The organism is Vicingus serpentipes, assembly GCF_007993035.1.
Lineage (GTDB): Bacteria > Bacteroidota > Bacteroidia > Flavobacteriales_E > Vicingaceae > Vicingus > Vicingus serpentipes.
This window is the reverse complement of record NZ_VOOS01000001.1, coordinates 682,480-709,160: the sequence shown is the minus strand read 5'-3', so window position 1 is coordinate 709,160 and position 26,681 is coordinate 682,480. Positions and strand designations below refer to the sequence as shown.

Genomic DNA, 26,681 nt, shown 5'->3' with positions numbered 1-26,681 from the left:
TTAAATGGATGCTTTTTTTTTAATTTTATTAGTTAAAAATTGAAAACTTAACCAATCAACATTCTTAAGTGAAAAAACACTTTTATAACAATGTTGTATGATGCTTATTTTTAATATATATTTGTTTTTTTAAAAGAATTTAAAATGAAAAGAGCTTTATATTTTATAATGATAATCACTGCAGTTTCACTTACATCTTGTGGTGGAGATAATACAGAATCTTCTAACGATACAGTTGAAGCGCCAAAAGAGTTAAAGGGATATGAAGAATTAGATTTAAATCAATGGGGTTTTCAGATGTCAATTATGGTTCCAGCAGCAGAGCAAAATGGAGAAGCTGAGGTTGTGTTAACAGAAAGAGGTGCATTAGAGATTACTGTTGGTTCTGCTTATGGAATTGAAATAATGTATGGCGAAGGTGATATTGATTTGTTGAAAATGGATTTAAAAGAGGATTTAGTGTTTTCGTCTGAAATTGTGAAAGAAGATGAAAAATTTATTATTTATAAACAAGATATACCAGATTCTGGAGTGAAAACTCAAAATCATTTTTTCTACAGAGCTCAAATAGGATCTGATGTTTATGAAGTAAGAGATTTAATTGATGGGAATTATGGGGCTGGTATGATTGAGAAAATGTTGGAAAGTGTTAATACATTAAAAGAGAAAAAGCAAGCTAAAGTTGAGGCTTAATTTTAAATAAATATACTTAAACCCTATTTTGTTAAAATACAGAATAGGGTTTTTTTATAAAATGAAACAATGAGTTGTAAAGTTGTAATAGTTGTATTAGTAATGTTTTTTTTAGGATGTAAGCATGAGGAGTTAAAGCCTTCTAATGTTTTGCCAAAACAGGAAATGATTCAGTTAATAGTTGAGATAGAACTTTCTCAAGCAGCTTTTAAAATTAAAAGCCAAGATAAAAAGTTTGATTTAGATAAAGTATCTAATTCTATTTTTGAAAAACATAAAACTACTAGTCAAAATTTTGACGAAAGCTTAAAATATTATACTTCACGGCCATCTCAAATGGAGGAGATTTATAATGAGGTAATTTCTATATTTTCTCAGAAGCAAGTAGAGGGCAGCTAATTTACAATTAGTTCTTAGTCAATTGACTGGCCTTTACTTTTGTAATATAAACTGATATTCCATAATAATAGCAAGGCAGCTAGTGCGGCAGATATTCTACCAAGATAATCTCCAAATTGAGTGTATATTGTTGTTTTAGTATTTAGATTAATGGTAGCATTTACCACAGCTTTTTCCCACCATTTAGTTTTATGTTCAATTTCTCCTTTTTGGTTTATTACACATGATATTCCTGTATTTGCACTTCGAGCAATGCTTCTTCTTGTTTCTATACTTCTTAATTGCGCGTAAGTTAAATGTTGTTTGTATCCAGGTGTATCTTCCCACCAGCCATCATTTGTAATAATAAAAATAGCGTCAGCTCCTTTTTTAATATAATCGGTAACATAATCGCCATAAATAGATTCATAACAAATTACTGGAGCGATATTTCCTTTTTCATTTTTAAAAATTTCAGCTTCTTTTTGAACGCCTAAACTACCCATTGTTCCACCAAGGTTAATCGCAAAATCTTCTAATGGACTAAGTAATTTGGCAAATGGTAATTTTTCAACACCCAACACCAATTTAGATTTATGGTATATTTTTATTTCTTCATTATTGCTTATCTGTAATGCAGAATTAAAGGCATCATACCAACCACCAGTTCTTTCATCAGGTCTTGCAGAAGGTGTGGGTTTTTCTTCACTTTTAGGGTAATCATTGTATGTGCTAGCGCCTATCACAAATTTTGTGTTAGGATAATTTCTTAAAAATCTTCTAATTTCTTGGATAGCATAATTTTGCTCTAAAACAGATTCTTCACTTCCTCTTGGTATGGCAGTTTCAGGAGCAATAACAAAGTCGGTAGATAGTGTCGTTTTTTCCTTTGCCAAAGATAAAATCCTGCCTACTTGTTGAGCTTCGCTCATTCCGCCAAATTTTTCTGTGTAAGGATCAATGTTAGGTTGTACAATTACTACTTCAATAGGGGTTTGTATTTCTGTATAGTTATTGAAAATTATATATGAAGTGGAAATAGGTATGATTATTAATAGAGCAGTAATTGATATTAATTTAAGTTGACTTTTAATTGGTTCACTAAGAATTACAATTTTTCGAATTAAATTAAATACTAAAATGTTTACCAATAATAGCCAAAATGTTCCACCTAAAACTCCGGTATATTCATACCATTGAATTAATTTGATATGATTAGCAAACACATTTCCGAAGCTCGACCAAGGATGTGATAAATCCCAATTGTAGTGAAGCCATTCAAAACCAATCCAAAGAACAATTAGTGAAAAGTAGCCTTTTTTTGCCCCCAGTTTTTTCTTTATGCTATGAAACCATAAAAATACAGTAGCCATAAATAAAGAGTTGAGTGCCTCAGCCATTATCATTCCAGCATCAGAAGCAAACCAAATCCACCAAGTAGTAAAGGTGTTAAAAGTGATAAAAGCTAAATAAGCGTAATAAAATAAAAATCTAGATTTTATTTTATTTTGTGTTACTGTATATTCGATATATAATAAAGGTGTTAGAGCAATAAAAAATAGTGGAGCTAAATTTCCTGTTTCGGGCCATGAAACGCCCATTAATAAACCACTTAGAATAGCTAAACCTGCTAATTTTAATTTTTGCATAAAGCAAATATAGGGATAAATTTTAGCCCTTTCTTCTGGCTTTTTCTTTAAGAATTAAAGATAACTCTCTACTTGTTTGCCCAGCGACTGAAGTGTTTTCTTGAGCTCTTCTAATTAGGTAAGGAGTTACATCTTTTACTGGGCCGTAAGGAACATATTTTGCCACATTAAAGTTTGCAGAAGATAAATTCATGCTAATATGATCACTCATTCCTAATAATTGCGCAAAATATATTCTCTCATCATTTGCAGATATATTGTTTTGATTCATTAATTCGGTTAAGTAAGTTGAACTTTCTTCATTATGTGAGCCACAACAAATAGCAATTTTAGTGATATTTTCAATAGCAAATTTTAAAGCTAAATTAAAATCGGTGTCTGTGCTTTTTTTATCTTTTTGCATAGGGTCTTTATATCCCATTTTTTCTGCTCTATCTCTTTCTTTTTCAATGTACGCACCTCTAACTAGCTTCATGCCAATAAAGAAATCTTCTTCATCAGCAATACTTTTTAATTCTTTAAGATAAGAAAGTCTATCCCAGCGATACATCTGGGCTGTATTATAAATAATAGCTTTTTCTTTATTGAATTTACGCATCATTTCTAATGCTAAATTATCTACCACATCTTGAATCCAAGTTTCTTCGGCATCAATAAAAATAGGTACTTGAAAAGTAAAAGCTGTTTCACAAATTTTATGAGTTCTATTTTTAACTCGGTCAAATTCTTCTTTTTCTATTGCTGAAAGTTCTTTTTTTGCGTTTATTTTTTCAAGTAAAGCAAAACGACCAAACCCTGTTACTTTAAATACAGAAAAAGGGATAAGTTGGTTAGATTTTGCAACTTGTAAAGCTTTTAATGCTTCTTCTACATTTGCATCAAAAACAGGCTCATCTTCTTTGCCTTCTACCGAATAATCTAAAATTGTTTTAACGTTTTGAGCACCCAAGCTAGTAATTGTTTTATCACAATCTTCAATGCTCTCTCCTCCACAAAATTGTTTAAAAATAGTAGCTTTTATAATTGGTATTGGAAACCATAATGGTAAAAAAACATCTAGCAAAACGGGGCCAATATTTATTAACCAATTCCAACCAATAATCTTAAACAACCAATAGCTGTTATTTAAATCGGCATTGCTTTTTTGTTTAAAAGCAATTTCTGTATTATTAAAATTTACCATATAGGATTTTTTACCAAATTTAATATGCGAAAGTATAAGAAAATATGATTTTCTTCAACCTTAAAAGTGGTATTTTTACTAATAATTTTCACAATTTTGTTTTATGATTGAAAACCTACAAAAATTTACAACAACAAATACAGAGGTTTATGTTGGTAGTGCAGTCTTTGATGTATTATCAATTTCGCTTCAGCCTTATGCTAATCATAAAATATTTTTGTTAGTTGATGAAAATACACTTCAAAATTGTGCTTCTTTGTTGATTTCAAATGTTGAGTTGCTTCAAGGTGCCGAAATAATAGAAATTGAAAGTGGAGAAGATAATAAAACAATCGACATCTGTTTTCAAATATGGAAAACATTAGCAGAATATGAAGCTGATCGAAATTCATTATTGATAAATTTAGGGGGAGGGGTAATTACAGATATGGGTGGTTTTATTGCTTCAACTTATAAAAGAGGTATAGATTTCATTAATATTCCTACAACATTATTATCGCAAATAGATGCTTCGGTTGGAGGTAAAACAGGAGTGGATTTAGATGGGATGAAAAATATGATTGGCGTTTTTAATGAACCACAAGGAGTGTTTGTGTATCCAGATTTTTTAAAAACCTTAGAGAAAAGACAAATGCTTTCTGGTTATGCAGAGGCTTTAAAACATGCTTTAATAAGTGATGCAGCATATTGGGAAGATTTGCAATTTGGAATGTTATCTGATGGAGAGGAGTGGAGTGAAATGATTTGTAAATCAATTCAAATTAAAAACGAAATTGTTTTAAAAGACCCTAAAGAAAAGAATGAAAGAAAGCTTTTGAACTTTGGACATACTATTGGTCATGCAATAGAAACATATTCTTTTACTACAGATAATCCATTATTGCATGGCGAAGCTATTGCAATAGGAATGATTGCAGAAGCCTATTTGTCTAACCAAATAATTGGATTGAAAGAAGAAGAGTTAAAAGATATATCAGCTACAATTTTGAGTTTTTACAAACTAAATAAAATTGATACCACAAAGGTTCATAACCTATTAGAGTTGATGAAAAACGACAAAAAAAATAGCAACAATGAGATTAATTTTACTTTGCTAAATAAGATTGGTGAAGGTAGTATCAACCATTCGGCTGATTTTACTCAAATAATTGATGCTATTAATTATTACAACTCAGTTTTATAAATGGCTATTACTTTATCACATTCTACTAAAAGTATAAAAGGCACAATTGATTTAACCGCTTCAAAGAGTGTTAGTAATAGGGTGTTGATTATAAAAGCGTTGTGTGCTGATGATTTTAAAATTGAAAATTTAGCATCAGCTAAAGATACGGTTACATTAAATAATTTGCTGTTTAATAATGAAGAGCAATTTTTTGATGTAGGTCATGCTGGAACGGTTATGCGTTTTTTAACGGCTTATTTAGCATTAAAAAAAGGAGAGTTTATAATTACAGGTTCTGAACGCATGCAGCAGCGTCCTATAAAAGTGTTGGTTGATGCACTGAGAGATTTGGGGGCTAAAATATCTTACTTAAAAAATGAAGGTTATCCACCACTTAAAATTACCGGTGGATTTATTACTGGAAATGAAATTGAAATAGATGGCGGAGTTAGTAGTCAATATATTTCTGCATTAATGTTAATTGCTCCAAAAATAAAAGACGGGTTAAAAATTCAATTTAAAAACGAGCTAATTTCAAAGCCTTATATTAATATGACGCTTGAAATTATGAAAGATTTTGGTGTAGATATTAGTTGGGAGGAAGAGTCTATTGAAATAAAAGAAGGGGAATATAGAGCTAAAGATTTTGTTGTAGAAGCTGATTGGAGTTCTGCTTCTTATTGGTACGGAATAGCTGCTTTAGCAAATGAAGCTGAGGTTAATTTATATGGACTTTCAAAAAATAGCTTACAAGGAGACGCAGTTGCGCAAGATATTTATGAAAAATTTGGTGTAGAAACTTCATTTGTTGAAAATGGAATTCGTTTGTCAAAATCACTTTGTCACCCAATTGCTTCGTCTTTTGATTTTGATTTTGAAAACTGTCCTGATATTGCTCAAACAGTTGCAGTAACTTGTGCTGCTTTAAATCTAGAAGCAAAGTTTAGAGGTTTAAAAACTTTACGTATAAAAGAAACAGATCGGATTTTTGCATTACAACAAGAGTTAACTAAATTAGGTTATAATTTAGATGTAGATGGAGATGATTTAATTATTAATCGTTATTCTGAGAAAACCAAAAATTTAAACAAATGGAGTAATGTTTCAGTTGACACCTATGACGACCACCGAATGGCAATGGCTTTTGCACCATTAGCTTTATTAGCACCAATTACTATTAATGATGAAAATGTGGTTGTAAAATCCTATCCTGATTTTTGGAAAGATTTAGAGAAAGTTAGCTTTTCAAATTAAGCTATTTTCATAATCAAATCTACCAATCGATTAGAATAACCCGCTTCGTTATCGTACCACCCCATAATTTTAACCATATGTCCAGTAATAGATGTTAATTGAGAATCAAATATACATGAATGAGTATTGCCAATTATGTCAACCGAAACAATAGGGTCATCAGTATACTCTAGAACACTTTTTAAGTAAGTTTCAGAAGCTTCTTTAAATTTCTGATTAATAGCTTCAACTGTGGTGTCTTCTTTTAAATTTAAACTAATATCAATTAAGGAGCCATTTGGAACTGGAACTCGCACACCACATCCGCCAATTTTATTATCTAAATCAGGAAATATTTTAGTGATTGCTTTAGCTGCACCAGTTGTTGTTGGTATAATTGATAAAGCTCCAGCTCTTGCTCTTCTTAAATCTTTATGTGGAGAATCGTGTAATGATTGGTCGCCAGTATATGAGTGAACAGTTGTAATGTAGGCACTTTCGATATGGTAAAAGTCGTGTAATACTTTTATTAGAGGAGCTGCTGCATTTGTTGTGCATGAAGCATTAGAAATGATTTCTTCTTTTCCTGTAATTATATCGTCATTAATGCCTAAAACAACTGTAGAAACATCATCGCTTTTTGGAGGAGCAGATAGAATAACTTTTTTTGCTCCAGCAGAAATGTGTGCCTGAGCTAAATCTTTAGTTAAAAATCTTCCGGTTGATTCAATTACGATGTCGATATTTAAATCTTTCCAAGGTAAATTAACAGGATCTTTTTCGTTTATAATTTTTACAGATTTTCCATTAATGATGATTTCGTTAGCTTTTGAATCAATAGTTCCGTTAAAGCGACCATGAACAGAATCATATTTTAAAAGATGTGCTAAAGTTTTAGCATCAGTTAAATCATTAATGGCAACTAATTCTATATTTGAATGACTTTGAATAACTCTAGTTACTGTTCTCCCAATTCTACCAAAACCATTTATTGCAACTCTAATCATAATATTACCTTTTTTACCAAAGTTAATCAATTGCTAATGCCAAAAAATATTTTAAACAAAAAAAGACCTACAATTAATTGTAGGTCTTTAATAACTTTAAATAAAGTTAATATTATAATCCAGCTACGTGCTTAGTTAATTTTGATTTCACATTAGCCGCTTTGTTTTTGTGGATAATGTTTCTTTTAGCTAACTTATCTAACATAGAAGAAATTTTAGGAAGCATAGCTTCAGCTTCTTTCTTGTCAGTAGAGTTTCTTAAATCTCTAATTGCATTACGAGTTGTTTTGTGTTGATACTTGTTACGTAACGTTCTCGTAGCTGTTTGTCTTATTCTTTTTAATGCCGACTTATGATTAGCCATAACTTATAATTTTTATATACTTAATTTTTTAAGGACTGCAAATGTATTGAAAAAATATTACTCTCCAACAATTTGTTGTCTTTTTTTAAAATAAAAACCACTTCGTTAAAGAAGTGGTTTTGCAGCCCGTAGGGGAATCGAACCCCTGTTTCCAGGATGAAAACCTGGCGTCCTAACCCCTAGACGAACGGGCCTTTTTCCTTAAAGGAGTGCAAATTTATAATTTTTTAATTTACCTACAAATATTTTATTAAAAATTATTCAATATTATTACTATCTACTTGAAACTTAAAGCCTAATCTTTTACCAGTTTTAATTTTTATCGCATTTGTAACTTCAATAATATCCATTACACTAACTTCTTTCATGGCTTCATAAGGAGGGGTTAGTAAATCAAAATCCATTGAATATAAAATAGTAGATTCTAGTATTGATCTAATTTTATCATTGTTAATTGTTTCATTTGCAAAGTCGTTGTATAAAAAACCTAGTTGACGTTTTCCTTCTACTAAATAATGTTTTTCGTTATTTATAAAACATCTTGCAACTAAGTAGCCTGTGTCATTTATTCTATTGTATTTAAAGGAGTCAGATAAAAAATTGTAAACATTTATCATTCCACAGTAAGATCGTAAAGGATTGTCCTTTAAGTATGAATTGGTCCATATTTGATGACTTTTTGGAAACTCAAATACATTGGTATGCATATAAAAAACTAAAATATCACCCCCAAATTTTATATGAAATTCAAAATCACCTTTTTCAGTAAAGTCTAAAACGACATTATTGTCAACCTTGCACATTTCATCTTTTAACTCTTCTGCAAGTTTTTGAGCTTCAACTTTAAATTCGTTAAATACATCAGTGGTTTGTCTAAAAACGCTCTGTTTTAAACAAGCTTTTTCTTTTAATACATCAATAATTAACTCTTTTGGTGATTTTTTATCTGCCATTTGGTTAAAATTTAATATGCCTTAGCAAAAATTACACGTTGTTTAGATGGAGACCCAGTTAAAACGCATTTACCTTCTTCTAGCTTATTGTTTAAGGGAATGCAACGAATGGTAGCTTTTGTTAATTCCTTTATTTTATCTTCTGTTTCTGGCGTTCCATCCCAATGCGCGCTTATAAAGCCACCTTTGCTAAGGTGTTCTTCAAATTCTACCCATGAATCAGCTTTAAAGGTATTTTCTTCTCTAAAATCAATTGCTTTTTGGTAAAGGTTTTCTTGAATATTTGTAAGTAAATGATCTATTTTATTAGCTATGTCTTTTTGTTGTAAAGTCTCTTTTTCTTTAGTGTCTCTACGAGCAACTTCTACTGTTCCGTTTTCAATATCTCTAGGTCCCATTGCAATTCTTACAGGAACACCTTTAAATTCGTATTCAGCAAATTTAAAACCTGGTTTGTGCGTATCCCTATCATCATATTTAACAGAAATTCCTTTGGTTTCAAGTTCACTTTTAATTTTGTTAGCGTGCTCAGAAATTAAAGCTAGTTGCTCTTCTCCTTTATATATTGGAACAATAACGACTTGGATAGGAGCTAGTTTTGGAGGTAGTACTAAACCTTCATCATCTGAATGAGTCATAATTAAGGCACCCATTAATCGAGTGGAAACACCCCAAGAAGTAGCCCATACATATTCTTGTTTACCTTCCTTGTTAGCAAATTTCACATCAAATGCTTTTGCGAAATTTTGACCTAAAAAGTGAGAAGTTCCAGCTTGTAAAGCTTTTCCATCTTGCATTAAAGCTTCAATACAATATGTTTCTAATGCTCCAGCAAATCGTTCATTCGCTGTTTTTACACCTTTAATTACAGGCATAGCCATAAACTTTTCGGCAAATTCAGCATAAACATCTAACATTTGTTCTGTTTCAGCAATAGCTTCTTCTTTAGTAGAATGAGCTGTGTGCCCTTCTTGCCATAAAAACTCAGCAGTTCTTAAAAATAAGCGAGTTCTCATTTCCCATCTTACAACATTTGCCCATTGATTAATTAATAAAGGTAAATCTCTATAAGACTGAATCCACCCTTTGTATGTGTTCCAGATAATGGTTTCAGAAGTAGGTCTAATAATTAACTCTTCCTCCAATTTAGCATCTGGATCAACAATAACACCGCTACCATCTTCAGCATTTTTTAATCTATAATGAGTTACTACAGCACATTCTTTAGCAAATCCTTCAACATGGTCAGCCTCTTTACTTAAGTATGATTTAGGAATGAATAAAGGAAAGTAAGCGTTTTGATGCCCAGTTGCTTTAAACTTTCGGTCTAATTCAGCTTGCATTTTTTCCCATATAGCGTAGCCATAGGGTTTAATTACCATACATCCTCTAACTGCTGAATGTTCAGCTAAGTCAGCTTTGTTTACTAATTCGTTGTACCACTGCGAATAATCTTCGCTTCTTGATGTGAAATCTTTTGCCATTTATTTTAGGTATAATTATTGCAATTAAGTGTTAACCCTTAATTTTAAGATTGGTAAAATTAATCGATTTTTATAAACTAACTGTAATGAATATAATTAAACTGCTCTTTTTCGTTCTCATTTTATTTTTAATGAGTAAAAATGTTTTTGCTCAGGATGAATTTTACAATGAATCATCAAAAGAAAACAATACATCAGTAATTTTTAATACTTATGCTAGTTCTGATAGTAATAATATTGATGGATATACAACAGAGCGAGACTATTTTGATAATAGTATTGAAAATAATGACGAAGTTATTACTGATGAAGAAGAAGTGTTTGAAGAGCAAAGAAGAAAACAACAAAGAAGAAATAGGGCTGAATTTGCTGCAGAATTTTTTTTTGATGTAATTGTTAATGCAGCCTTTATCGTTGTCGCCTTTTGGCAATAAAGTTTTGGCATAGTATTTGGTTATTTAACAGAAAATTAACAAATATCCAAGTTTAACAAAGTAGGAGGATTGATTATGAAAACAATTAAAATTATAGGATTACCATTAGCATTCTTGCTATTAATAGGTAATGTTTTTGCTCAAGACGATTTTTATCCATCGAGCAAAAAAAAGAATAAGGAAGTAGTAATAGCTCCTGTAGATGAAAAAGTTTCAGATGATGAGTATTCTACAGCAACTGATTATTATACAAATTCCATCGAACAAGAAGCTCAAGATAGATATAATGAACGAATGGGTATTACTGATAGTACTACTTATTATGAAGATGAGGATGGTAATTTAAGAGTAACAAATAATTATTATAGTGGTGATAATTATGATTATTCTAATGAGTATTATGATTATGAATATTCTTCAAGAATAAGAAGGTTTCACAGACCTTACGCTAGATATAGTTACTATGATGATTGTTACACAAATTATTATTGGTATGATAATAATCCATTTAACTACGGAGTTAGCTTATACACTAGTTATGGATGGTGGAATCCAAGACCTTGGAATTGGAATTTTGGTTGGTCATGGAATTCAGGTTGGTATGGAGGTTATTCTTGGGGGTGGGGTTTTAATAACTTTGGTTATTATGGAAATTCTTACTGGAATGGATATAATCATGGGTTTAATAATGGTTATTATGCAAATAATTACTACAATAGTTATGACCGAAATAGTCATTATTATGGTCATAGAGGGGGGAGCTCAGGTTATTCAGGTTATGGAAAAGGTTCACGTCCAAGTGGTTCAAGTATAGTTTCTCCTTCAACATCTAATAAACCTTCAATAGGAAAAGGAAGAACGTTTGGAGAAAAATATGAAGCAGCTGTTAAGTCGAATAACTTAAATACAAATTCAGTTCGACCTAGAACAGGAGTTGTAAATAACGGAACTCAAGTTAAACCTAGAACTACAAATTCGAATACTTATTCACAGCCAAGAACAGCTGGCTCTCCAAAAGTAATTCCACGAACTTCCACAAATACGAATAGTGGTAATAACGGATATAATAAGCCTAGAACTATTCCTAATACGACTCCAAGGCCAAGAACTAATGATAATTTAAATTATAACAAGCCTAGGATTAATACAGGAAATACAGGAAGTCCATCTGGTTATAATAAGCCAAGAACAATTAATAATGGAGGAAATAGTCAGCCTCGTAATAATGGTGCTTCTAAACCAAGAACATATACAAAGCCTGCAACAAAACCGACGTATAATAAACCAAAAACGAACACAAACTATTCGAGACCAAGTAACTCATATAGTAGGCCGTCGGGAGGTAATTATAATAGAGGTAGCTCTGGAGGAGGAAGTAGTTCAGGAAGAAGACCAAGATAATTGCAAGTATTAAAAAAGAAGAAGATGAAAAAATTAGCAATAGGAGTTTTTTTGATGCTTGGTGGATTAAATCTTGCTCAAGCTCAAAATGAATTTGATGTATTAAGATATTCTAATGTTGAATACCATGGAGATGCTAGGTTTAATGCAATGGGGGGTTCTTTTGGAGCTTTAGGAGCAAATATGTCTTCAATAAGTGTTAATCCAGGAGCTATAGGAGTTTATAAAAGCTCGGATATTTCTTTTACTCCTGCTTTTCATTATAATTTTTCTGAAAGCAAATTGGATGGTAATATAATAGATGATGGAAAATTGAATTTTCATTTTTCGAATATTGGTTTGGTTGTAAATTTTGATGGTGTTGGTAATTGGCAAAGTGCTAGTTTTGGAATGGGATATAATCGAACAAATAATTTTAATACAAGTATTTCTGCTAAAGGAGAAACCAATCAAAGTTTATTAACTCAATTTACTGATGAGTTAAATGCTAATGGAGGAACTTTTGATGGAGATATAGAATATAGCTATCCATTTACAGCAAACTTGCCTTATCAAACCTATTTAGTAAATCCAATTGCAGGAGATTCTTTACAGTATGACAATGTATTTGTTAATTCTACTGATATCGAACAATTTACAACGTATGAGACAAGAGGAGGAACTGGTGAGATGTTTTTTGCTTTTGGAGGGAATTATGCTGATAAATTGTTTTTAGGTGCCTCATTTGGTATACCAACAATTCGATATGTTTATGATAAAAATTATACAGAGACGGTAAGCGAAAGTGATACGCTGAGCGAATTTAAATCATTTACTATGCGTGATTATGTGAAAACATCTGGAGCAGGTTTTAACTTTAAGTTGGGAATGATTTATAAAGCAACAGATTGGGTAAGGTTAGGTTTGGCATTTCATACACCAACTGTATATGCTTTATCGGATGATTATAATTCTACAATTCAATCAGAAATGAAAGATGGAACTATTTATGAGTATTCAACACCTTATGGAACTTATAATTATATAATGACTACTCCATATCGATTTATTAGTAGCGCCGCTTTTATTGTAGGCTCTTATGGAGTAATTAATGTTGATTATGAATTAGTAGATTATACAACTGGTCGTTTAAAGGCAGATAATAGTTATGAAACAGATGGGTATAATTTTTCTGATGAAAATGAAAGTGTTAGAAATAATTTTCAATTAACACAAAATGTTAGAGTTGGTTCAGAGTGGAGGTTAGACCCCTTTAGGTTGAGAGCTGGATATCGTTATCAAGGAGATCCATTAAAAAATTCGTTTAATGTTGATAATAGCTCAAGTACGTATTCAATTGGAGCAGGAATAAAGGAAGATGATTATTATTTTGATATTGCTTATGCTTTAAAAATGCAAAAAAACCAAACAACAATTGTAGAGAGTCAATCTGATTTTGCGTCTACAGATTTAAGAAATCACTATATTACTTTTACTTTAGGGTTTAGGTTTTAGTATTGATATAACCCATTATAGCAAGTATAAAAACTAAAATTGCAAAAACATAAAGACTCCAACTTAAGTATCTATTAGATATTGTTGGCTTCCTGTATCTTGCACTGACTAGGTAATTAATTCGTTCTACTTTTTTGAGGTCTCTGTTTTTAATGCCAAAAAAATAGATTGTTTTTTCTGGTTGTTCTTCAATTTCAGATTCAAACCAAATATTTTGTTCGATTAATAATTCCTTGAAATAATTTGCTCTTTCGGTTTTAAAAAAATGAAAAATAGTGTAAGCTTTTCTGGTAGGGTGTTCGTTGTAATTTGTGATGTTTATCATTTACTTGATACGTAATTTTCTGCCAACGATTAAAACTTTATTTCTGTTAATTCCATTTAAAGAGCATAGTTCATCAACACTAATTCCATATCTACTGGCTATTTTATACATAAAATCTCCACGAGCAATAGTATGATATTCTATACCTAAAGGAAGAGCTGTGTAACTGTATTTACGCTTTGTTAATTCAAGAGAGTCGCTAATTAACGTGTTCTTTTTAAATGAAATTAAATGTTTTGGATTTAATGGTTTTCCTTTAAATCTGACCTCAAAATGTAAGTGACTTCCTGTTGAGCGTCCAGAACTACCTCCGAGACCAATGATTTGACCTGCCTCAACAATGTCGCCCGTTTTAACTTTTAGTCGGTGTAAATGAGCATATAGAGTCTCTAGCCCATTATAATGTCTTATTACCACAACTCTACCATAATTTGGGTGATGTAAAGCTATTCTAACCATACCATCAAAAGAAGCAGCAACAGGATCCCAAACTTGCAAGTCTAAGTCTATTCCATTGTGATTTCTACCATCTCTCCATCCAAAATTTGATGTCACTACAGGATCTTGAATTGGAGCAACAAAATTGCAGAAATTAGAAGTGTCAACTAAAGTTAAAGTTAATGAAGAGTCATTTTTCGTAATCGATTCATCGTAAGGTAAAATGTTTTTTGTGTCCCACTTTCCATACATTGAATTTGATGGGATAGGAGAATCTTCATAATAATTAGTTAGTGAAACGTAAAAATCGTGCTCAAGTAATCTGCTTTCAGCGTAATCGTTTATTTCTTTAATAAGATTTTGTGGTAAGTTCTTTTCATCAAGTAATGAGTCTATTAAATTTATGATTTCATTTCCTGAAAGGTTAGATAGGTTGGCGTATAAAGGGTTTTTTGGGTTTATAACTAATGCCGAAACAGTGTCTTTTTTGTGTTTAGTTTCATCAGAATTATTATGACATAAACTTGTCTGAAAGCTAAAAAAGCTCAATAAAAAAAACAATGATATTTTAAATAAAAGTTTCATTTTTTTCATCCAAAGGATGAGCAAGGTAATAAAAAAATATTTTCTTGGTTAAAATTTAACAAATAGTTTCTTTTTATTAGGGCTGGTTAATTTTATAAGTTTTACTTTTATACTCATAAATTATTGTGGTAAATGAATTATATAAAACGATTAACATTTGTAGTTGCTATTCTCTTTTTATTAGTCTTTTTAGTATCTCTTTTTTTGCCTTCGTCAGTTAAAGTAGAACAATCAATTTTAATAAAGACTAAGCCCGAATTATTACTTAAGCAACTTATTAATTTAGAAAACATAGTTAAATGGTCTGTTTGGATTGATAAAAACTATACTTTAGGAAATAATGAGACTAAACAAGCTGTTGAGTATAACACTGATATTGGTGATAATGAGACTAAAGAGATTCTTTCATTAAACGAATTAGAGAGTGAAGTTGAATTGAAATGGAAGATTGAATCCTCATTTGGATTTAATCCATTTGCAAAATTTAGAGGTTTGTTTGTTGAGGAATTGTTAATGAAAAATTTAGAGGAAGAATTAATTAGCTTAAAAAATTATACGGAAAATCTTCCTCAAATTAATAGCGGAAAAGTTTCAAAACAATTTTTAGCAGAAAAACAATGGTATTTTTCTATTCGCGATACAGTGAATCAAATGGAAATGAGTAATATTCATGGAAAACTTTATGCTGAAATTAATGAATTTATGGATCAGTATAATGTTGTGTCTGATTTAGCACCATTAGTTATTTATCATTATTGGTCAGATACTATAGTGGATATTGAAGCTGGAATTCAGTTAAAAGATTCAGTTGGTGTTTTTACAGATAGGGTTAATTTAAACTATATTCCTGTTGGTAATTATGTAACAGCTACTCACTATGGTGTTTATGAAAGGATACCTGAAACATATTTTAGTATTAATGAATGGATGAGGAAAAATGAAGTTCAGGTAATTGGTCCTCCTTGGGAAGTTTATGTTACAGATCCAGCAGTAGAAGCAAATCCAGAAAAATGGGAAACACAAATCAATTTTCCAATTCAATAATTTAAATTACCTTTGATTTATGATGCAATTTTTTAAAATTAAAAGCATAATTATCCTTATTTTTTGTGCTTTCACTTCAATAGCTTCATTTGCTCAAGATAATGAAGTAAATATTGTAAGTAAGTTAAAAAGTTTAACGAAGAAAGGTGATTATGCTATTTTGGAAGTGAGACTAAATAACGAAGATGAATTTAGAACAACTGATGGAAGTACTTCTAGTTTAGCTCGTTTAGCAGTGTTTACTGGAAATAATAATGGTGCCGAAGTTATATCTAAAGGCTTTAATGGAATGAATTCTATAGTATCTGTTCTCAATACCTTAAAATCTAATGGCTGGAGGTTAGTGGATGTTTATTCACTTAAAGGAGAGTCTTTAATTATAACTCATTATGTTATAGAGCGAAAGAAGTAATAATAGGAGTACAAGTAAGATCAATTTTATATATTATTATATCTTTAAAAAAATGTTAACTTTAGAAATTAACTTGTTTTTATTATGAGAATAATATCGATTTTATTGCTTTTGATTGTTTTGCATTTTAACCATATTGCATTCTCTCAAGTTGTTATTAATGAATACTCTTGTGCTAATTCTACAAGCGGAGGAGATCCTGATTTTTTTGGCGAATTTGAAGATTGGGTTGAAATATATAATCCTACGGGAACGGCATTAGATTTAAATGGATTTTATTTAAGTGATAAAGCCAGCAATCCTACAAAATTTCAAATCCCAGGATCCATAGGTATTCCTGCTGGTGGGTATTTAATGGTTTATGCCTCTGGGAGGGGCGTAATTGCAGGAGGAGTAGAAGTTCATACAAGTTTTAAACTTACACAAACTAAACATGAAAAAATAATTTTAGCAGATCCTAGTGGTACGATAATAGATAGCTTAACAATTAAAAATCATCAACTGTTACATTCAAGAGGAAGAACAAGCGATGGATCAACTGAGTGGGGAGTATTTACAAATTCAACTCCAGGTACTGCAAATACAGGAGTATTTCAAGAGTATGCTTCTACTCCAATATTAAGTGTGTTTCCTGGTTTTTATCCTTCAGCACAATCAGTATCTATAACAACACCTGACTCTAATGTAGATATCTATTATACTACAGATGGCTCAGAGCCAACTACAAGTTCTGCTTTGTATTCTGGGGCAATCAATATTGCTACTACAACTGTATTGAGAGCAAAAGCGTTTAGTACTGATCCTTCAATTCTTCCAAGTTTTATTGAAACAAATACATATTTCATTAATTCTCCCCATACTGTACCTGTTATTTCTATATCAGGAGATGATTTATTAACCTTGTTAAATGGTACTCAAATTGAGCCATTTGGAGCACTTGAATTTTTTGATAGGACAGGAGTGATGCAGACTGAAGTTACAGGTGAATTTAATAAGCATGGAAATGATTCTTGGGCTTATGATCAAAGAGGCCTGGATTTTATATCAAGGGATCAGCATGGCTATAATAATGCGCTTCATCATCAATTGTTTCATCACAAATCTAGAGATGAGTTTCAACGAATAATTTTGAAACCTGGAGCAAGTGATAATTATCCATTTGAGAATGGAGGAGCACACATCAGAGATCCTTATGTACAAACTTTATCTCAATTAGGGAAGTTGAAATTAGATGAAAGATCTTATGATGCGTGTATCTTATATGTAAATGGACAATATTGGGGAGTTTATGAAACTCGTGAAAAAGTAGATGATAACGACTTTACGGATTATTATTATAAGCAAGATGAAAAATATAAAAGTAGTCCAGAGTATATTCAGTTTTTAAAGACTTGGGGTGGGACATGGGAGAAATTTGGAGCACCAAATGCACAAAATGATTGGAATGACTTATTAAATTTTATTACCACTAACAATATGGCTATACCAGCTAATTTTGATTACGTAGATAGTCTGTATAATTGGAAAAGCTTAGTTGATTATTTCTGCCTAAATTCCTATATCGTGAATAAAGATTGGTTAAATTGGAATACAGCTTGGTGGAGAGGAATTGATCCAACTGGTGATAAAAAGAAATGGAGATACACTTTGTGGGATATGGATGCTGTTTTCGGGCATTATGTAAATTATACTGGTATTCCAGATACTTCACCAAATGCAGGTCCATGTGATGCAGAAAATCTTCCAGACCCAGGAGGAGAAGGTCATACGGTTATAATGCAAGAGTTATTGAATAACCCAATTTTTGAGCAGTATTATATTTCCCGATATATAGATTTAGGAAATACAGTATTTAGTTGTGATAATATGATACCGCTTTTAGATAGTTTAGTTGGGATGATTGCACCAGAAATGCCAGGCCAGATAGCTAGATGGGGAGGTTCTATGGCTGAGTGGCAACAAAATGTTCAGGATATGCGAGATTTTATAATCACAAGGTGTGTAACTGTTGATGATGGGTTAGTAGATTGTTATAATTTGTCTGGTCCTTATCCAGTTAAATTTAATGTTAATCCAGCAGGAGCTGGAGAAATTGAAATAAACTCTACAACTCCAACAAATTATGTTTTTGAAGGGGATTATTTTGGAGGTATCGATATTTTGCTTAATGCAAACTCAAACACTGGATATACTTTTTCTCATTGGGAAATATTTAATCACACATTAGATTCGGCATTGACAAATGACAAAAATTCATTACAGATTACACAATCAGATAGTATAATTGCTCATTTTATTGTTGAAGATTCTACTTATATTGCTTTTGATGTTTTTCCTGTAGGAAGTGGAGATATTGATATTGACGGTTTTATGCCAGCTGGTTATGTTTATTCAGATTATTATCCAACTTTAAGTACAATAGATTTAACAGCAATACCACAACCTGGTTATGTTTTTGATTATTGGGAATCTTTAAGTACATCTTTCACTCCTGATAGTTTAAATCCTACTGTTCAGATTACAGCTGATTTAGCTGATAGTATTGTTGCTCATTTTATAATATTAGAAACATTTGATATAGTTTATAATGTTAATCCAATATTAGGTGGAGATATATCTGTTAACACAGTTATTCCTCCAACATACCCAGATTATCAGAATTATACAACTAATGATCTTGTTACATTGGTGGCAATACCACAAATGGGATATATTTTTGATCATTGGGAATCGTCTGTTTTAGGTTTTAACCCAGATGAATTTACTGCAAATGCAACTATTACTGTTACTTCTGATGATAGTATTGTAGCACATTTTTTATACATTGATACTTTTGATATTACTTTCAATGTAAGTCCTATAGGAGCAGGAAATGTTGAGGCAAATGCATTTATACCACCTCTTTATCCATATACTGAGCGTTACATAACAAATACAGCAATTAATTTATTTGAATATGAGTTGCTGCCTGAAACATATTCTTTTGATCACTGGGAATCTAGAAATCATAATATATTACCAAGCTCATCATCGGCTTTAGCTAATTTTAATGTATTATCAGATGATACAATTATTGCTGTTTATATTGAAATTCCAATTCCTCCAAAGCAAGGAGCACAATTCCCAGGAGCTTTTTCTCCAAACGGAGATGGAAATAATGACATTTTATATGTTTATGGAGGTCAAATTGAAACAATTTCAGTTAGTATTTATAATCGATGGGGAGAATTAGTTTGGGAAACTGATGATGAAACTGAAGGTTGGGATGGTACTTATGAAGGGAAGGAAGCTAGCGCTGGTGTTTACGTTTATAAAATGAAAGTTTCATATTGGGAAGGTGATTTTGAAACTAAATCAGGTAATATAACTTTGATTAGATAGTAATGAGAGAGTTAAACAAAATAGCTGTACTATGTTTATTTCTGTTGAGTATAACAGTTTTAGGACAAGATGTACATTTTTCCCAATTTTCTCAAACACCTCAGTTAATTAATCCAGGAGCTACAGGTTCATTTATGGGTTCATTTAGAGGTATTCTCAATTATAAAACACAGTGGGGAGGATTAGGTGCAGCATATAAAACTTATGCAGCATCTTTTGATATGCCTGTTGCCAAAGGCAATGGTAAAAGAGCTCATTTAGGTGTGGGGGGTAATTTTTATCAAGACGCCGCCGGAGATGCTAATTATGGTAATTTTTTAGGTGGAGTTTCTGTTGCAGGTATATTGCCTGTTAGTGATTATCATAGTTTCTCTGCAGGTATTCAAATTGGTTTTGGGCAATATTCAGCAAAACTTTCTAAATTAACCTGGGGTAATCAGTTTGATGGTGAAGGCTTTGATACAGAAATAAACTCTAATGAAGTAGGAAGTTTAAGTTCTAAACTTTATACGGATATAGGAGCTGGAATCTATTATAAATTTCAAAACTCCTCTCAATATTTTTTAGGAAGTGAAATAAAAAGTTTTAATGTTGGATTAGCAGCTTATCATATTAATAAGCCAAAACAAGATTTTTTAGGTGTTGCTGAAGAACAATTAAATATGAAAATCGTTGGTCAATTCTCAGGTACCTTTGATATGGGTGGTTCTTCAGTTGCTCTTGTTCCATCTATGTTTTATGCTCAACAATTAAAATACAAAGAAATTACGGCAGGTTTATTAATTAAAATAGGGTTCGGTTCAGAAACAAGATATTCGGGTCTTTTTAAGCAATCTGCTATTCTATTTGGGGCTCATTATAGAGTAAGAGATGCAATTATTCCTCAATTTTATTTGCAATTTTCTGATTTCATGTTTGGTGTTTCATACGATTATAATAACTCAAGCTTGTCTGATGTAACAAATGGTAATGGAGGGCTTGAGATTTCTCTCAAGTATGTAAATAAACCAAAAGCACTGCAAAGAAAATCTTTTTAAGTATTTTTACGGAGTGTCAAAAATAGCCGCTTTTATATATAAATTATTGGGTTGGAAAACAGTTGGATCAATTCCTCCTGAACTTAAAAAATATGTGATTTTAGCAGCTCCCCATACAAGTAATTGGGATTTTCTTTATGGTCGCCTATATTTTTACATTTTTAAAATACCAGTTAAGTTTTTTATCAAAAAAGAGTGGTTTTTTTTCCCAATGGGGTTTTTATTCGATTTAATGGGAGGGGTTCCTGTTGATAGAAGTAAAAACACAAACTTAACCGATGAAATTGCTAAATCATTTGAACAGAATGATAAAATGGCAATGATGGTTACCCCAGAAGGAACAAGAAGCTATAGTCCGGATTGGAAAAAAGGGTTTTATTTTATAGCTCAAAAAGCTAATGTGCCAATTATTCTTGGTTTCTTAGATTATCCCAATAAAGAAGCAGGGTTTGGGCCTGTTTTTTATCCAACAGGTGATATAGACAAAGACATAGAAGAAATTAAAAGTTTTTACCGTACAAAAAAAGGACGTTTTCCAGAGAAAGGTGTTTTATAAAAAGGCCTTAATAAAGACAATACTTTTGTGAATTACATCCCTCAGAAAAGTATCTTTAGGATTGTACTTCATCAAATAATTTTGGTTAAAAACACTTATTCTCAAAGGTTAGCCTGTATCAATCATTAAAATAGTTACATTTGCAGTCCAATTTATTTTATGGAAACTATTACAGTAAAAGACCTATCGTTTAAGCCATTTATTTCAGAAGAAGAACTAGATGTGGCTATAAAAAAAGTTGCTCAAAAAATTAATGAAGATTACAAAGGGAAAACACCAATTTTTTTAGGTGTTTTAAATGGATCTTTTATGTTTATGGGAGACTTAATGAAATCAATAAATTTAGATTGCTATACTTCGTTTGTTAAAATGGCATCTTATGAAGGTACTGAAAGTACTGGTAAGATAAATGAATTAATAGGTTTAAATGAGGATATAGAAGGGAAAGATATTATTTTAGTTGAAGATATTGTAGATACAGGAAATACATTGGTAAAGCTTTTTGATATTTTAAAGGAAAAGAATCCAAAGAGTATTAAAATAGCAACTTTATTGTACAAGCCAGAAGCTTACAACAAGGATCATAAAATTGACTATGTAGGGAAGGAAATACCAAATGCATTTGTATTGGGATATGGTTTGGATTATGATGGATTAGGAAGAAATTTAAGTTCAATATACGTGCTAAAAGATTAGCATTTAAAAGGAATAATATGTTAAATATAGTATTGTTTGGCCCTCCTGGGGCTGGAAAAGGCACTCAAGCTGCAAAATTAATTGATAAATATAATCTTGTTCATTTATCTACCGGAGATATTTTTAGAGCTAATATTAAAGGAGAAACTGACTTAGGTAAATTAGCAAAAACATATATTGATAAAGGAGAATTAGTACCTGATGAGGTGACTATTGGTATGCTTGAGTCTGAGGTGGATAAAACACCAGAAGCAAAAGGTTATATTTTTGATGGGTTTCCTAGAACTACACCTCAAGCAGAAGCTCTAGATAAATTTTTATCATCAAAAAATACTTCAATATCATTGATGGTTGCATTAGATGTAGCTGAAGAAGAATTAATTAAAAGATTATTAGAAAGAGGTAAAGATAGTGGAAGAGCTGATGATCAAGATGAAAGTATAATTGCAAATAGAATAAGCGTTTACAATAAACAAACTTCAGTTGTTGCTGATTTTTATAATGCAAAGAATAAATTTCAAAAAATTAATGGCGTTGGAGATATTGAAGAAATATTTTCTCGTTTGTGTAGCGCTATTGATAATCGCTAATAATTAGGAGAGTAGTTAGAAATGTCGGGTACAAATTTTATAGATTATGTAAAGATTCATTGCCGTTCTGGTAATGGAGGAGCAGGTTCACGACATTTCCGAAGAGAAAAATATGAAGCCAAAGGAGGTCCTGATGGCGGAGATGGAGGTAGAGGTGGTCATATTATAGTGAGAGGGAATAAAAACTTATGGACACTTTTACATTTAAAATATAAAAGACACGTAAAAGCAGGGCATGGAGAAGCGGGTAGTGGTTCAAGAAGTACCGGTGCAGAAGGTGAAGATGCTTATGTTGAAGTGCCTTTAGGAACTGTTGCAAAAGACCCAGAAACCGGAGAGACATTATTTGAAATAACCGAAGACGGAGAGGAACAAATCTTAGTAAAAGGAGGAAGAGGTGGATTAGGAAATGATCATTTTAAATCTGCCACAAATCAAGCACCTCGATATGCTCAACCTGGAGAACCTTATCAAGAAGCATGGCGAATTTTAGAACTAAAAGTATTAGCTGATGTTGGTTTAGTTGGTTTCCCAAATGCAGGTAAATCTACTTTGCTTTCGGTTTTGTCTGCTGCAAAACCAGAAATAGCAAACTATCCTTTTACCACTTTAGTACCTAACTTAGGTATCGTTGAATATAGAGATTTTCGTTCGTTTGTAATGGCAGATATACCTGGTATTATTGAAGGAGCTCACGAAGGTAAAGGTTTAGGATTGAGGTTTTTAAGGCACATAGAGCGTAATTCTGTTTTATTATTTTTAATTGCTGCCGATAGTGATGATATCAATAAAGAGTACCAAACTTTATTGAATGAGATTAAGCAATTTAATCCAGAGCTTTTAGATAAAGAAAGAATATTAGCAATTTCAAAATCTGACATGCTTGATGATGAACTTAAAACTGAAATAGCTCAAGATATGCCTGATGTGCCTTGGATGTTTATCTCCTCTGTTGCCCAACAAGGGTTGATGGAATTGAAAGATGTGCTTTGGAAAAAGATTAATGATTAACTCTTAGCATCTTTTATCGATAACCCAATCCTTTTCTTAGCAATATCAACAGCAATTACTTTTACTCGAACAAAATCATTTAAGTCTAATTCTTCCATTGGGCTAGAAATAAAACGATCAGTAATGTGCGAGATATGTACTAACCCATTTTCTTTTATACCAATGTCTACAAAAGCACCAAAGTTGGTAAGATTTGTAACTAGTCCAGGTAAAATCATTCCTTCTTTTACATCAGAAATACTTTTTAAGCTTTCATCAAAATTGAATTTTTTTATTTTTTTTCTAGGATCAAAACCAGGTTTAGCTAACTCTTTTAAGATATCTTGTAAGGATAATTTCCCAACTTGAGCAACTAGTTTTTCATCTAGTTGAGTATTTACAAGAGTTTCATCTTCAATTAAATCTTCTATTTTTTTGTTGAACGATTTTGCAATAGCAGCAACTGTTTTATATTGTTCAGGATGAACAGAAGTATTGTCCAAAACATTATCACCTTTTACTCTTAAAAATCCTGCACATTGTTCAAATACTTTTGCTCCCATTCTTGGAACTTTTTTAATTTCTTCTCGAGAAGTGAAAGGTCCATTTTCCGTTCTATAATTAATAATATTTTGAGCCAAAACAGGACCAACACCTGCAACATATTGCAATAAATATTTGCTAGCAGTATTTACATTAACTCCCACTTGGTTTACGCATGATTCAACTACGTAGTCGAGTTCAGTTTTTAATAAATTTTGGTCAACATCGTGCTGGTACTGACCAACTCCAACTGATTTTGGGTCTATTTTTACCAATTCTGCTAAAGGATCCATCAAACGTCTTCCAATACTTACTGAGCCTCTAACGGTTACATCATAATCAGGAAACTCTTCCCTGCCAATTGGTGAAGCTGAATAAATAGAAGCACCATTTTCGTTTACCATAAACACTTCAACTGGTTTGTCAAAGTGTACTTTTTTAATCAAGTTTTCAGTTTCTCTTCCAGCAGTTCCATTTCCAATTGCGATGGCCTCAATTTTATAAGCATTTACTAAACTTCCAATTTTACTGACTGCGGCAGTAAATTTATTTTGTGGTGGATGCGGAAAGATTGTCTCATTGTGTTTTAAGTTGCCTTGTTTATCAATACAAACTACTTTGCAGCCTGTTTTAAAACCTGGATCTATCGCTAAAATATTTTTATCACCTAAAGGAGGAACCATCAACAATTGGCGAATGTTTTTTGCAAAAACTTTAATCGCTTCTTGATCGGCTTTTAACTTAATTTCTTTAAGTAATTCGTTTTCTATGGTGGGTTTTAGTAAACGCTGATAAGCCTCTTTAACAGCTTGTGCTACAATATCAGAAGCTTCACCATTTCCTTTTACAAAATATTGGTTCATCATCTCCAAAATTTTGTCTTTCTCTACTTTAATTCCTGAAGTTAAAAAACCTTCTTCAGTTCCTCTTAATATGGCTAAAACACGGTGAGAAGGTGCTTGAGTTGCTTTTTGAGAGAAGTCAAAATACAATTCATATTTTTCAGCTTCTCGTTCTTTTCCTTTTTTGAGTTTGGAGAACAATTCTCCGTCGTAGAAAAATGTTCTTCTAATTCTATCTCTGGTATTTTGGCGTTCGCTGATCCATTCAGCAATAATGTCTTTTGCACCTTCCAAAGCTTCTTCTTCGGTTTTAATGTTGCCTTTTATAAAACGATTTATAACATTACCTAAATGTTGCTGTTCTTGTTTGATGATGATGCCAGCCAAACCTTCTAGTCCATTTTGACGAGCAACTTCTGCTTTGGTTTGGCGTTTAGGCTTGTAGGGTAGGTAAATGTCTTCCAATACTTTTTCGTCCCAACAATCGTCAATTTTTGCTTTGAGTTCTGATGTTAATTTTCCTTGCTCATCAATCACCGAACAAATGTGTGTTTTCCTTTTTTCGAGCTCTTTAAACTTAGCGAGTTGCTTCTGAACTTCAAACACATTAATGTCTTCCATTCCGCCCGTCATGTCTTTACGGTAACGTGCAATAAAAGGAACAGTAGCCCCACCTTCTAATAAAGTAATTACTGCTTTTACATCTTTTTCAGTAATATTGATGTTTTTAGAAATGAGTGATGATAACATATAAACTTATTTCCTTGTATACTCATGTACAAATTTGCAAAGCTGTTTCACGTTTTCAACTGGTGTTCCCGGTAAAATACCGTGTCCTAAATTAAAAATGTGTCCTGGTTTTCCTTTTACAGAATCTAATATTTTTTTGGTTTTACGTTCAATAATACTCCAATCGGCAAATAGGGCAGTGGGGTCTAAATTGCCTTGTACTGCAACTTCGTAATTTAGGTCTTTCCAAGTTTTTGCTAAATCAGTTTTCCAATCAATAGCAATTACATCGGGGTTAGCTTTTCGTAAGCTTGGTATTAAATGTGCAGAGTTTACTCCCATAGAAATTAAAGGAACATTTGGATATTTACTTTTCACAATTTGAATCATTTTTTCTACGTGTGGGTAAACATATTCGTTATAATCGTCAATGTCTAACGCACCTACCCAACTATCAAAAATTTGTACAGCCATTGCTCCACTCTCAATCTGAAAGTTTAAGTAATTAGCCATTACAGTTCCTAATTTATCCATTAACAAATGCCAAGCTTTTGTTTCGTTGTACATAAAAGCTTTCATGGTTTCGTAGTTCTTTGATGGACCACCTTCAATCATATAACTAGCCAGGGTAAAAGGTGCGCCAACAAAACCAATACAAGGAACATTTAACTCTCCTTTTAAGATGGTTAATGCTTTACCTGTGTACCACATTTCAGTTGCTGGATCAACTACTTTTAGTTTCTCTACATCAGCAACTGTTCTAACTGGATTATGAATTAATGGCCCATATCCTTTTTTATATTCAAAACTAATTCCCATTGGCCCTAACGGAATTAAAATATCAGAAAATATAATTGCAGAATCTAATTCAAATTGATTGATAGGTAGTAAAGTAACTTCTGCACTTACTTCGGGAATAGTACTAATTTCAATAATACTGTATTTTTCCTTAATCTTCATGTACTCTTTTTGGTAACGCCCTGCTTGTCTTGCTAACCAAAGTGGAGTGTAAGGAGTTTCTTCTCTTCTACAAGCTTTTAAAAAATTGTCGTTGAATTCTGCCATCTTAATATTA

General features: G+C 31.7%; 25 protein-coding genes and 1 tRNA gene. 15 read left to right on the top strand and 11 right to left on the bottom strand.

From position 1 onward, the window contains the following. Positions 1–144 precede the first annotated feature (144 nt). Together FRY74_RS03175 and FRY74_RS03170 are read left to right on the top strand one after the other, a co-directional pair. Entirely contained in the window at positions 145–693 is a 549-nt protein-coding gene (locus FRY74_RS03175) for a hypothetical protein (RefSeq protein ID WP_147098523.1), read from the top strand. Positions 694–762: 69 nt separating this feature from the next. Then, on the top strand, positions 763–1,092 hold the full coding sequence (locus FRY74_RS03170; RefSeq protein ID WP_147098521.1) for a DUF4296 domain-containing protein: 330 nt from the start codon (positions 763–765) through the stop codon (positions 1,090–1,092). Between the two features lie 14 nt (positions 1,093–1,106). On the opposite strand, the gene lnt is transcribed toward FRY74_RS03170, so the two are convergent. Continuing rightward, positions 1,107–2,720: an apolipoprotein N-acyltransferase gene (gene lnt, locus FRY74_RS03165; RefSeq protein ID WP_147098519.1), complete on the bottom strand. Its 1,614-nt coding sequence runs from the start codon at positions 2,718–2,720 to the stop codon at positions 1,107–1,109. Between the two features lie 22 nt (positions 2,721–2,742). Next, on the bottom strand, positions 2,743–3,903 hold the full coding sequence (locus FRY74_RS03160) for a proline dehydrogenase family protein (protein ID WP_147098517.1): 1,161 nt from the start codon (positions 3,901–3,903) through the stop codon (positions 2,743–2,745). A gap of 103 nt (positions 3,904–4,006) precedes the next feature. Between FRY74_RS03160 and aroB the strand changes: the two genes are divergently transcribed. Together aroB and aroA are read left to right on the top strand one after the other, a co-directional pair. After that, positions 4,007–5,086, top strand: a complete 1,080-nt coding sequence (aroB, locus tag FRY74_RS03155; RefSeq protein WP_147098515.1) for a 3-dehydroquinate synthase — start codon at positions 4,007–4,009, stop codon at positions 5,084–5,086. After that, positions 5,087–6,322 (top strand): 3-phosphoshikimate 1-carboxyvinyltransferase, encoded by a 1,236-nt coding sequence (gene aroA, locus FRY74_RS03150; protein ID WP_147098513.1) that lies wholly within the window; start codon positions 5,087–5,089, stop codon positions 6,320–6,322. It begins immediately after the preceding gene. Here the strand turns inward: aroA and gap are convergent. The 5 genes from gap to proS form a co-directional block, all read right to left on the bottom strand. Then, positions 6,319–7,308 carry a type I glyceraldehyde-3-phosphate dehydrogenase gene (gene gap, locus FRY74_RS03145; RefSeq protein WP_147098511.1) on the bottom strand — a complete coding sequence of 330 codons (990 nt, stop codon included), beginning with the start codon at positions 7,306–7,308 and terminating at the stop codon, positions 6,319–6,321. The genes aroA and gap overlap by 4 nt on opposite strands. Before the next feature lie 112 nt (positions 7,309–7,420). Further along, the gene (rpsT, locus tag FRY74_RS03140) at positions 7,421–7,672 is read right to left on the bottom strand and encodes a 30S ribosomal protein S20 (RefSeq protein ID WP_147098510.1); all 252 of its coding nucleotides are present in this window, start codon (positions 7,670–7,672) and stop codon (positions 7,421–7,423) included. Between the two features lie 122 nt (positions 7,673–7,794). Next, positions 7,795–7,866 (bottom strand) — tRNA-Glu (locus tag FRY74_RS03135). A gap of 63 nt (positions 7,867–7,929) precedes the next feature. Next, positions 7,930–8,625, bottom strand: coding sequence for a hypothetical protein (locus FRY74_RS03130; protein ID WP_147098508.1), 696 nt, complete (start codon positions 8,623–8,625; stop codon positions 7,930–7,932). An 11-nt stretch (positions 8,626–8,636) separates the two neighbouring features. Further along, complete coding sequence (gene proS / locus FRY74_RS03125) at positions 8,637–10,109, bottom strand: proline--tRNA ligase (protein ID WP_147098506.1); 1,473 nt, start codon at positions 10,107–10,109, stop codon at positions 8,637–8,639. 86 nt (positions 10,110–10,195) lie between these two features. On the opposite strand from proS, the gene FRY74_RS03120 reads away from it, so the two are divergent. The 3 genes from FRY74_RS03120 to FRY74_RS03110 all read left to right on the top strand — a co-directional run bounded on the left by FRY74_RS03120 (position 10,196) and on the right by FRY74_RS03110 (position 13,438). Further along, a complete protein-coding gene (locus FRY74_RS03120; protein WP_147098504.1) occupies positions 10,196–10,543 on the top strand; it encodes a hypothetical protein in 348 nt (115 codons plus the stop codon). A gap of 75 nt (positions 10,544–10,618) precedes the next feature. Next, positions 10,619–11,944 carry a hypothetical protein gene (locus tag FRY74_RS03115; RefSeq protein WP_147098503.1) on the top strand — a complete coding sequence of 442 codons (1,326 nt, stop codon included), beginning with the start codon at positions 10,619–10,621 and terminating at the stop codon, positions 11,942–11,944. Between the two features lie 24 nt (positions 11,945–11,968). Continuing rightward, positions 11,969–13,438, top strand: a complete 1,470-nt coding sequence (locus tag FRY74_RS03110; RefSeq protein WP_147098501.1) for an OmpP1/FadL family transporter — start codon at positions 11,969–11,971, stop codon at positions 13,436–13,438. Here the strand turns inward: FRY74_RS03110 and FRY74_RS03105 are convergent. Together FRY74_RS03105 and FRY74_RS13050 are read right to left on the bottom strand one after the other, a co-directional pair. Further along, positions 13,428–13,763 (bottom strand): hypothetical protein, encoded by a 336-nt coding sequence (locus FRY74_RS03105; protein WP_147098500.1) that lies wholly within the window; start codon positions 13,761–13,763, stop codon positions 13,428–13,430. The genes FRY74_RS03110 and FRY74_RS03105 overlap by 11 nt on opposite strands. Further along, positions 13,764–14,786 carry a M23 family metallopeptidase gene (locus FRY74_RS13050; protein ID WP_147098499.1) on the bottom strand — a complete coding sequence of 341 codons (1,023 nt, stop codon included), beginning with the start codon at positions 14,784–14,786 and terminating at the stop codon, positions 13,764–13,766. It abuts the gene before it with no gap. Positions 14,787–14,918: 132 nt separating this feature from the next. Here FRY74_RS13050 and FRY74_RS03095 point away from each other — a divergent pair, with 132 nt between their 5' ends. The 8 genes from FRY74_RS03095 to obgE all read left to right on the top strand — a co-directional run bounded on the left by FRY74_RS03095 (position 14,919) and on the right by obgE (position 23,513). After that, complete coding sequence (locus FRY74_RS03095) at positions 14,919–15,830, top strand: GyrI-like domain-containing protein (protein ID WP_147098497.1); 912 nt, start codon at positions 14,919–14,921, stop codon at positions 15,828–15,830. Between the two features lie 19 nt (positions 15,831–15,849). After that, positions 15,850–16,242 (top strand): hypothetical protein, encoded by a 393-nt coding sequence (locus tag FRY74_RS03090; RefSeq protein ID WP_170227927.1) that lies wholly within the window; start codon positions 15,850–15,852, stop codon positions 16,240–16,242. A gap of 84 nt (positions 16,243–16,326) precedes the next feature. Beyond that, positions 16,327–19,623 (top strand): CotH kinase family protein, encoded by a 3,297-nt coding sequence (locus tag FRY74_RS03085; RefSeq protein ID WP_147098493.1) that lies wholly within the window; start codon positions 16,327–16,329, stop codon positions 19,621–19,623. A 2-nt stretch (positions 19,624–19,625) separates the two neighbouring features. Then, on the top strand, positions 19,626–20,660 hold the full coding sequence (locus tag FRY74_RS03080) for a PorP/SprF family type IX secretion system membrane protein (protein ID WP_147098492.1): 1,035 nt from the start codon (positions 19,626–19,628) through the stop codon (positions 20,658–20,660). A gap of 13 nt (positions 20,661–20,673) precedes the next feature. Beyond that, positions 20,674–21,216 carry a lysophospholipid acyltransferase family protein gene (locus tag FRY74_RS03075; protein WP_147098490.1) on the top strand — a complete coding sequence of 181 codons (543 nt, stop codon included), beginning with the start codon at positions 20,674–20,676 and terminating at the stop codon, positions 21,214–21,216. 159 nt (positions 21,217–21,375) lie between these two features. Beyond that, positions 21,376–21,912 carry a hypoxanthine phosphoribosyltransferase gene (hpt, locus tag FRY74_RS03070; RefSeq protein ID WP_147098489.1) on the top strand — a complete coding sequence of 179 codons (537 nt, stop codon included), beginning with the start codon at positions 21,376–21,378 and terminating at the stop codon, positions 21,910–21,912. 17 nt (positions 21,913–21,929) lie between these two features. Then, complete coding sequence (locus tag FRY74_RS03065) at positions 21,930–22,502, top strand: adenylate kinase (RefSeq protein WP_147098488.1); 573 nt, start codon at positions 21,930–21,932, stop codon at positions 22,500–22,502. 21 nt (positions 22,503–22,523) lie between these two features. Further along, the gene (gene obgE, locus FRY74_RS03060; protein WP_147098487.1) at positions 22,524–23,513 is read left to right on the top strand and encodes a GTPase ObgE; all 990 of its coding nucleotides are present in this window, start codon (positions 22,524–22,526) and stop codon (positions 23,511–23,513) included. Here the strand turns inward: obgE and FRY74_RS03055 are convergent. Further along, the gene (locus FRY74_RS03055; protein ID WP_147098485.1) at positions 23,510–25,627 is read right to left on the bottom strand and encodes a Tex family protein; all 2,118 of its coding nucleotides are present in this window, start codon (positions 25,625–25,627) and stop codon (positions 23,510–23,512) included. The genes obgE and FRY74_RS03055 overlap by 4 nt on opposite strands. Before the next feature lie 6 nt (positions 25,628–25,633). After that, positions 25,634–26,671, bottom strand: a complete 1,038-nt coding sequence (gene hemE, locus FRY74_RS03050; RefSeq protein WP_147098482.1) for a uroporphyrinogen decarboxylase — start codon at positions 26,669–26,671, stop codon at positions 25,634–25,636. Between the last annotated feature and the right edge of the window lie 10 nt (positions 26,672–26,681).

What these genes read in the sequence shown, in the direction of transcription:
- FRY74_RS03055 (WP_147098485.1), bottom strand. Translation starts at nt 25,627, where the DNA reads ATGTTATCATCACTCATTTCTAAAAACATCAATATTACTGAAAAAGAT.
- FRY74_RS03115 (WP_147098503.1), top strand. Translation starts at nt 10,619, where the DNA reads ATGAAAACAATTAAAATTATAGGATTACCATTAGCATTCTTGCTATTA.
- proS (WP_147098506.1), bottom strand. Translation starts at nt 10,109, where the DNA reads ATGGCAAAAGATTTCACATCAAGAAGCGAAGATTATTCGCAGTGGTAC.
- FRY74_RS03105 (WP_147098500.1), bottom strand. Translation starts at nt 13,763, where the DNA reads ATGATAAACATCACAAATTACAACGAACACCCTACCAGAAAAGCTTAC.
- FRY74_RS03080 (WP_147098492.1), top strand. Translation starts at nt 19,626, where the DNA reads ATGAGAGAGTTAAACAAAATAGCTGTACTATGTTTATTTCTGTTGAGT.
- FRY74_RS03095 (WP_147098497.1), top strand. Translation starts at nt 14,919, where the DNA reads ATGAATTATATAAAACGATTAACATTTGTAGTTGCTATTCTCTTTTTA.
- FRY74_RS03085 (WP_147098493.1), top strand. Translation starts at nt 16,327, where the DNA reads ATGAGAATAATATCGATTTTATTGCTTTTGATTGTTTTGCATTTTAAC.
- hemE (WP_147098482.1), bottom strand. Translation starts at nt 26,671, where the DNA reads ATGGCAGAATTCAACGACAATTTTTTAAAAGCTTGTAGAAGAGAAGAA.
- FRY74_RS03065 (WP_147098488.1), top strand. Translation starts at nt 21,930, where the DNA reads ATGTTAAATATAGTATTGTTTGGCCCTCCTGGGGCTGGAAAAGGCACT.
- lnt (WP_147098519.1), bottom strand. Translation starts at nt 2,720, where the DNA reads ATGCAAAAATTAAAATTAGCAGGTTTAGCTATTCTAAGTGGTTTATTA.
- obgE (WP_147098487.1), top strand. Translation starts at nt 22,524, where the DNA reads ATGTCGGGTACAAATTTTATAGATTATGTAAAGATTCATTGCCGTTCT.
- rpsT (WP_147098510.1), bottom strand. Translation starts at nt 7,672, where the DNA reads ATGGCTAATCATAAGTCGGCATTAAAAAGAATAAGACAAACAGCTACG.
- FRY74_RS03170 (WP_147098521.1), top strand. Translation starts at nt 763, where the DNA reads ATGAGTTGTAAAGTTGTAATAGTTGTATTAGTAATGTTTTTTTTAGGA.
- hpt (WP_147098489.1), top strand. Translation starts at nt 21,376, where the DNA reads ATGGAAACTATTACAGTAAAAGACCTATCGTTTAAGCCATTTATTTCA.
- gap (WP_147098511.1), bottom strand. Translation starts at nt 7,308, where the DNA reads ATGATTAGAGTTGCAATAAATGGTTTTGGTAGAATTGGGAGAACAGTA.
- FRY74_RS03130 (WP_147098508.1), bottom strand. Translation starts at nt 8,625, where the DNA reads ATGGCAGATAAAAAATCACCAAAAGAGTTAATTATTGATGTATTAAAA.
- FRY74_RS03175 (WP_147098523.1), top strand. Translation starts at nt 145, where the DNA reads ATGAAAAGAGCTTTATATTTTATAATGATAATCACTGCAGTTTCACTT.
- FRY74_RS03110 (WP_147098501.1), top strand. Translation starts at nt 11,969, where the DNA reads ATGAAAAAATTAGCAATAGGAGTTTTTTTGATGCTTGGTGGATTAAAT.
- FRY74_RS13050 (WP_147098499.1), bottom strand. Translation starts at nt 14,786, where the DNA reads ATGAAACTTTTATTTAAAATATCATTGTTTTTTTTATTGAGCTTTTTT.
- aroA (WP_147098513.1), top strand. Translation starts at nt 5,087, where the DNA reads ATGGCTATTACTTTATCACATTCTACTAAAAGTATAAAAGGCACAATT.
- FRY74_RS03090 (WP_170227927.1), top strand. Translation starts at nt 15,850, where the DNA reads ATGATGCAATTTTTTAAAATTAAAAGCATAATTATCCTTATTTTTTGT.
- FRY74_RS03120 (WP_147098504.1), top strand. Translation starts at nt 10,196, where the DNA reads ATGAATATAATTAAACTGCTCTTTTTCGTTCTCATTTTATTTTTAATG.
- aroB (WP_147098515.1), top strand. Translation starts at nt 4,007, where the DNA reads ATGATTGAAAACCTACAAAAATTTACAACAACAAATACAGAGGTTTAT.
- FRY74_RS03160 (WP_147098517.1), bottom strand. Translation starts at nt 3,903, where the DNA reads ATGGTAAATTTTAATAATACAGAAATTGCTTTTAAACAAAAAAGCAAT.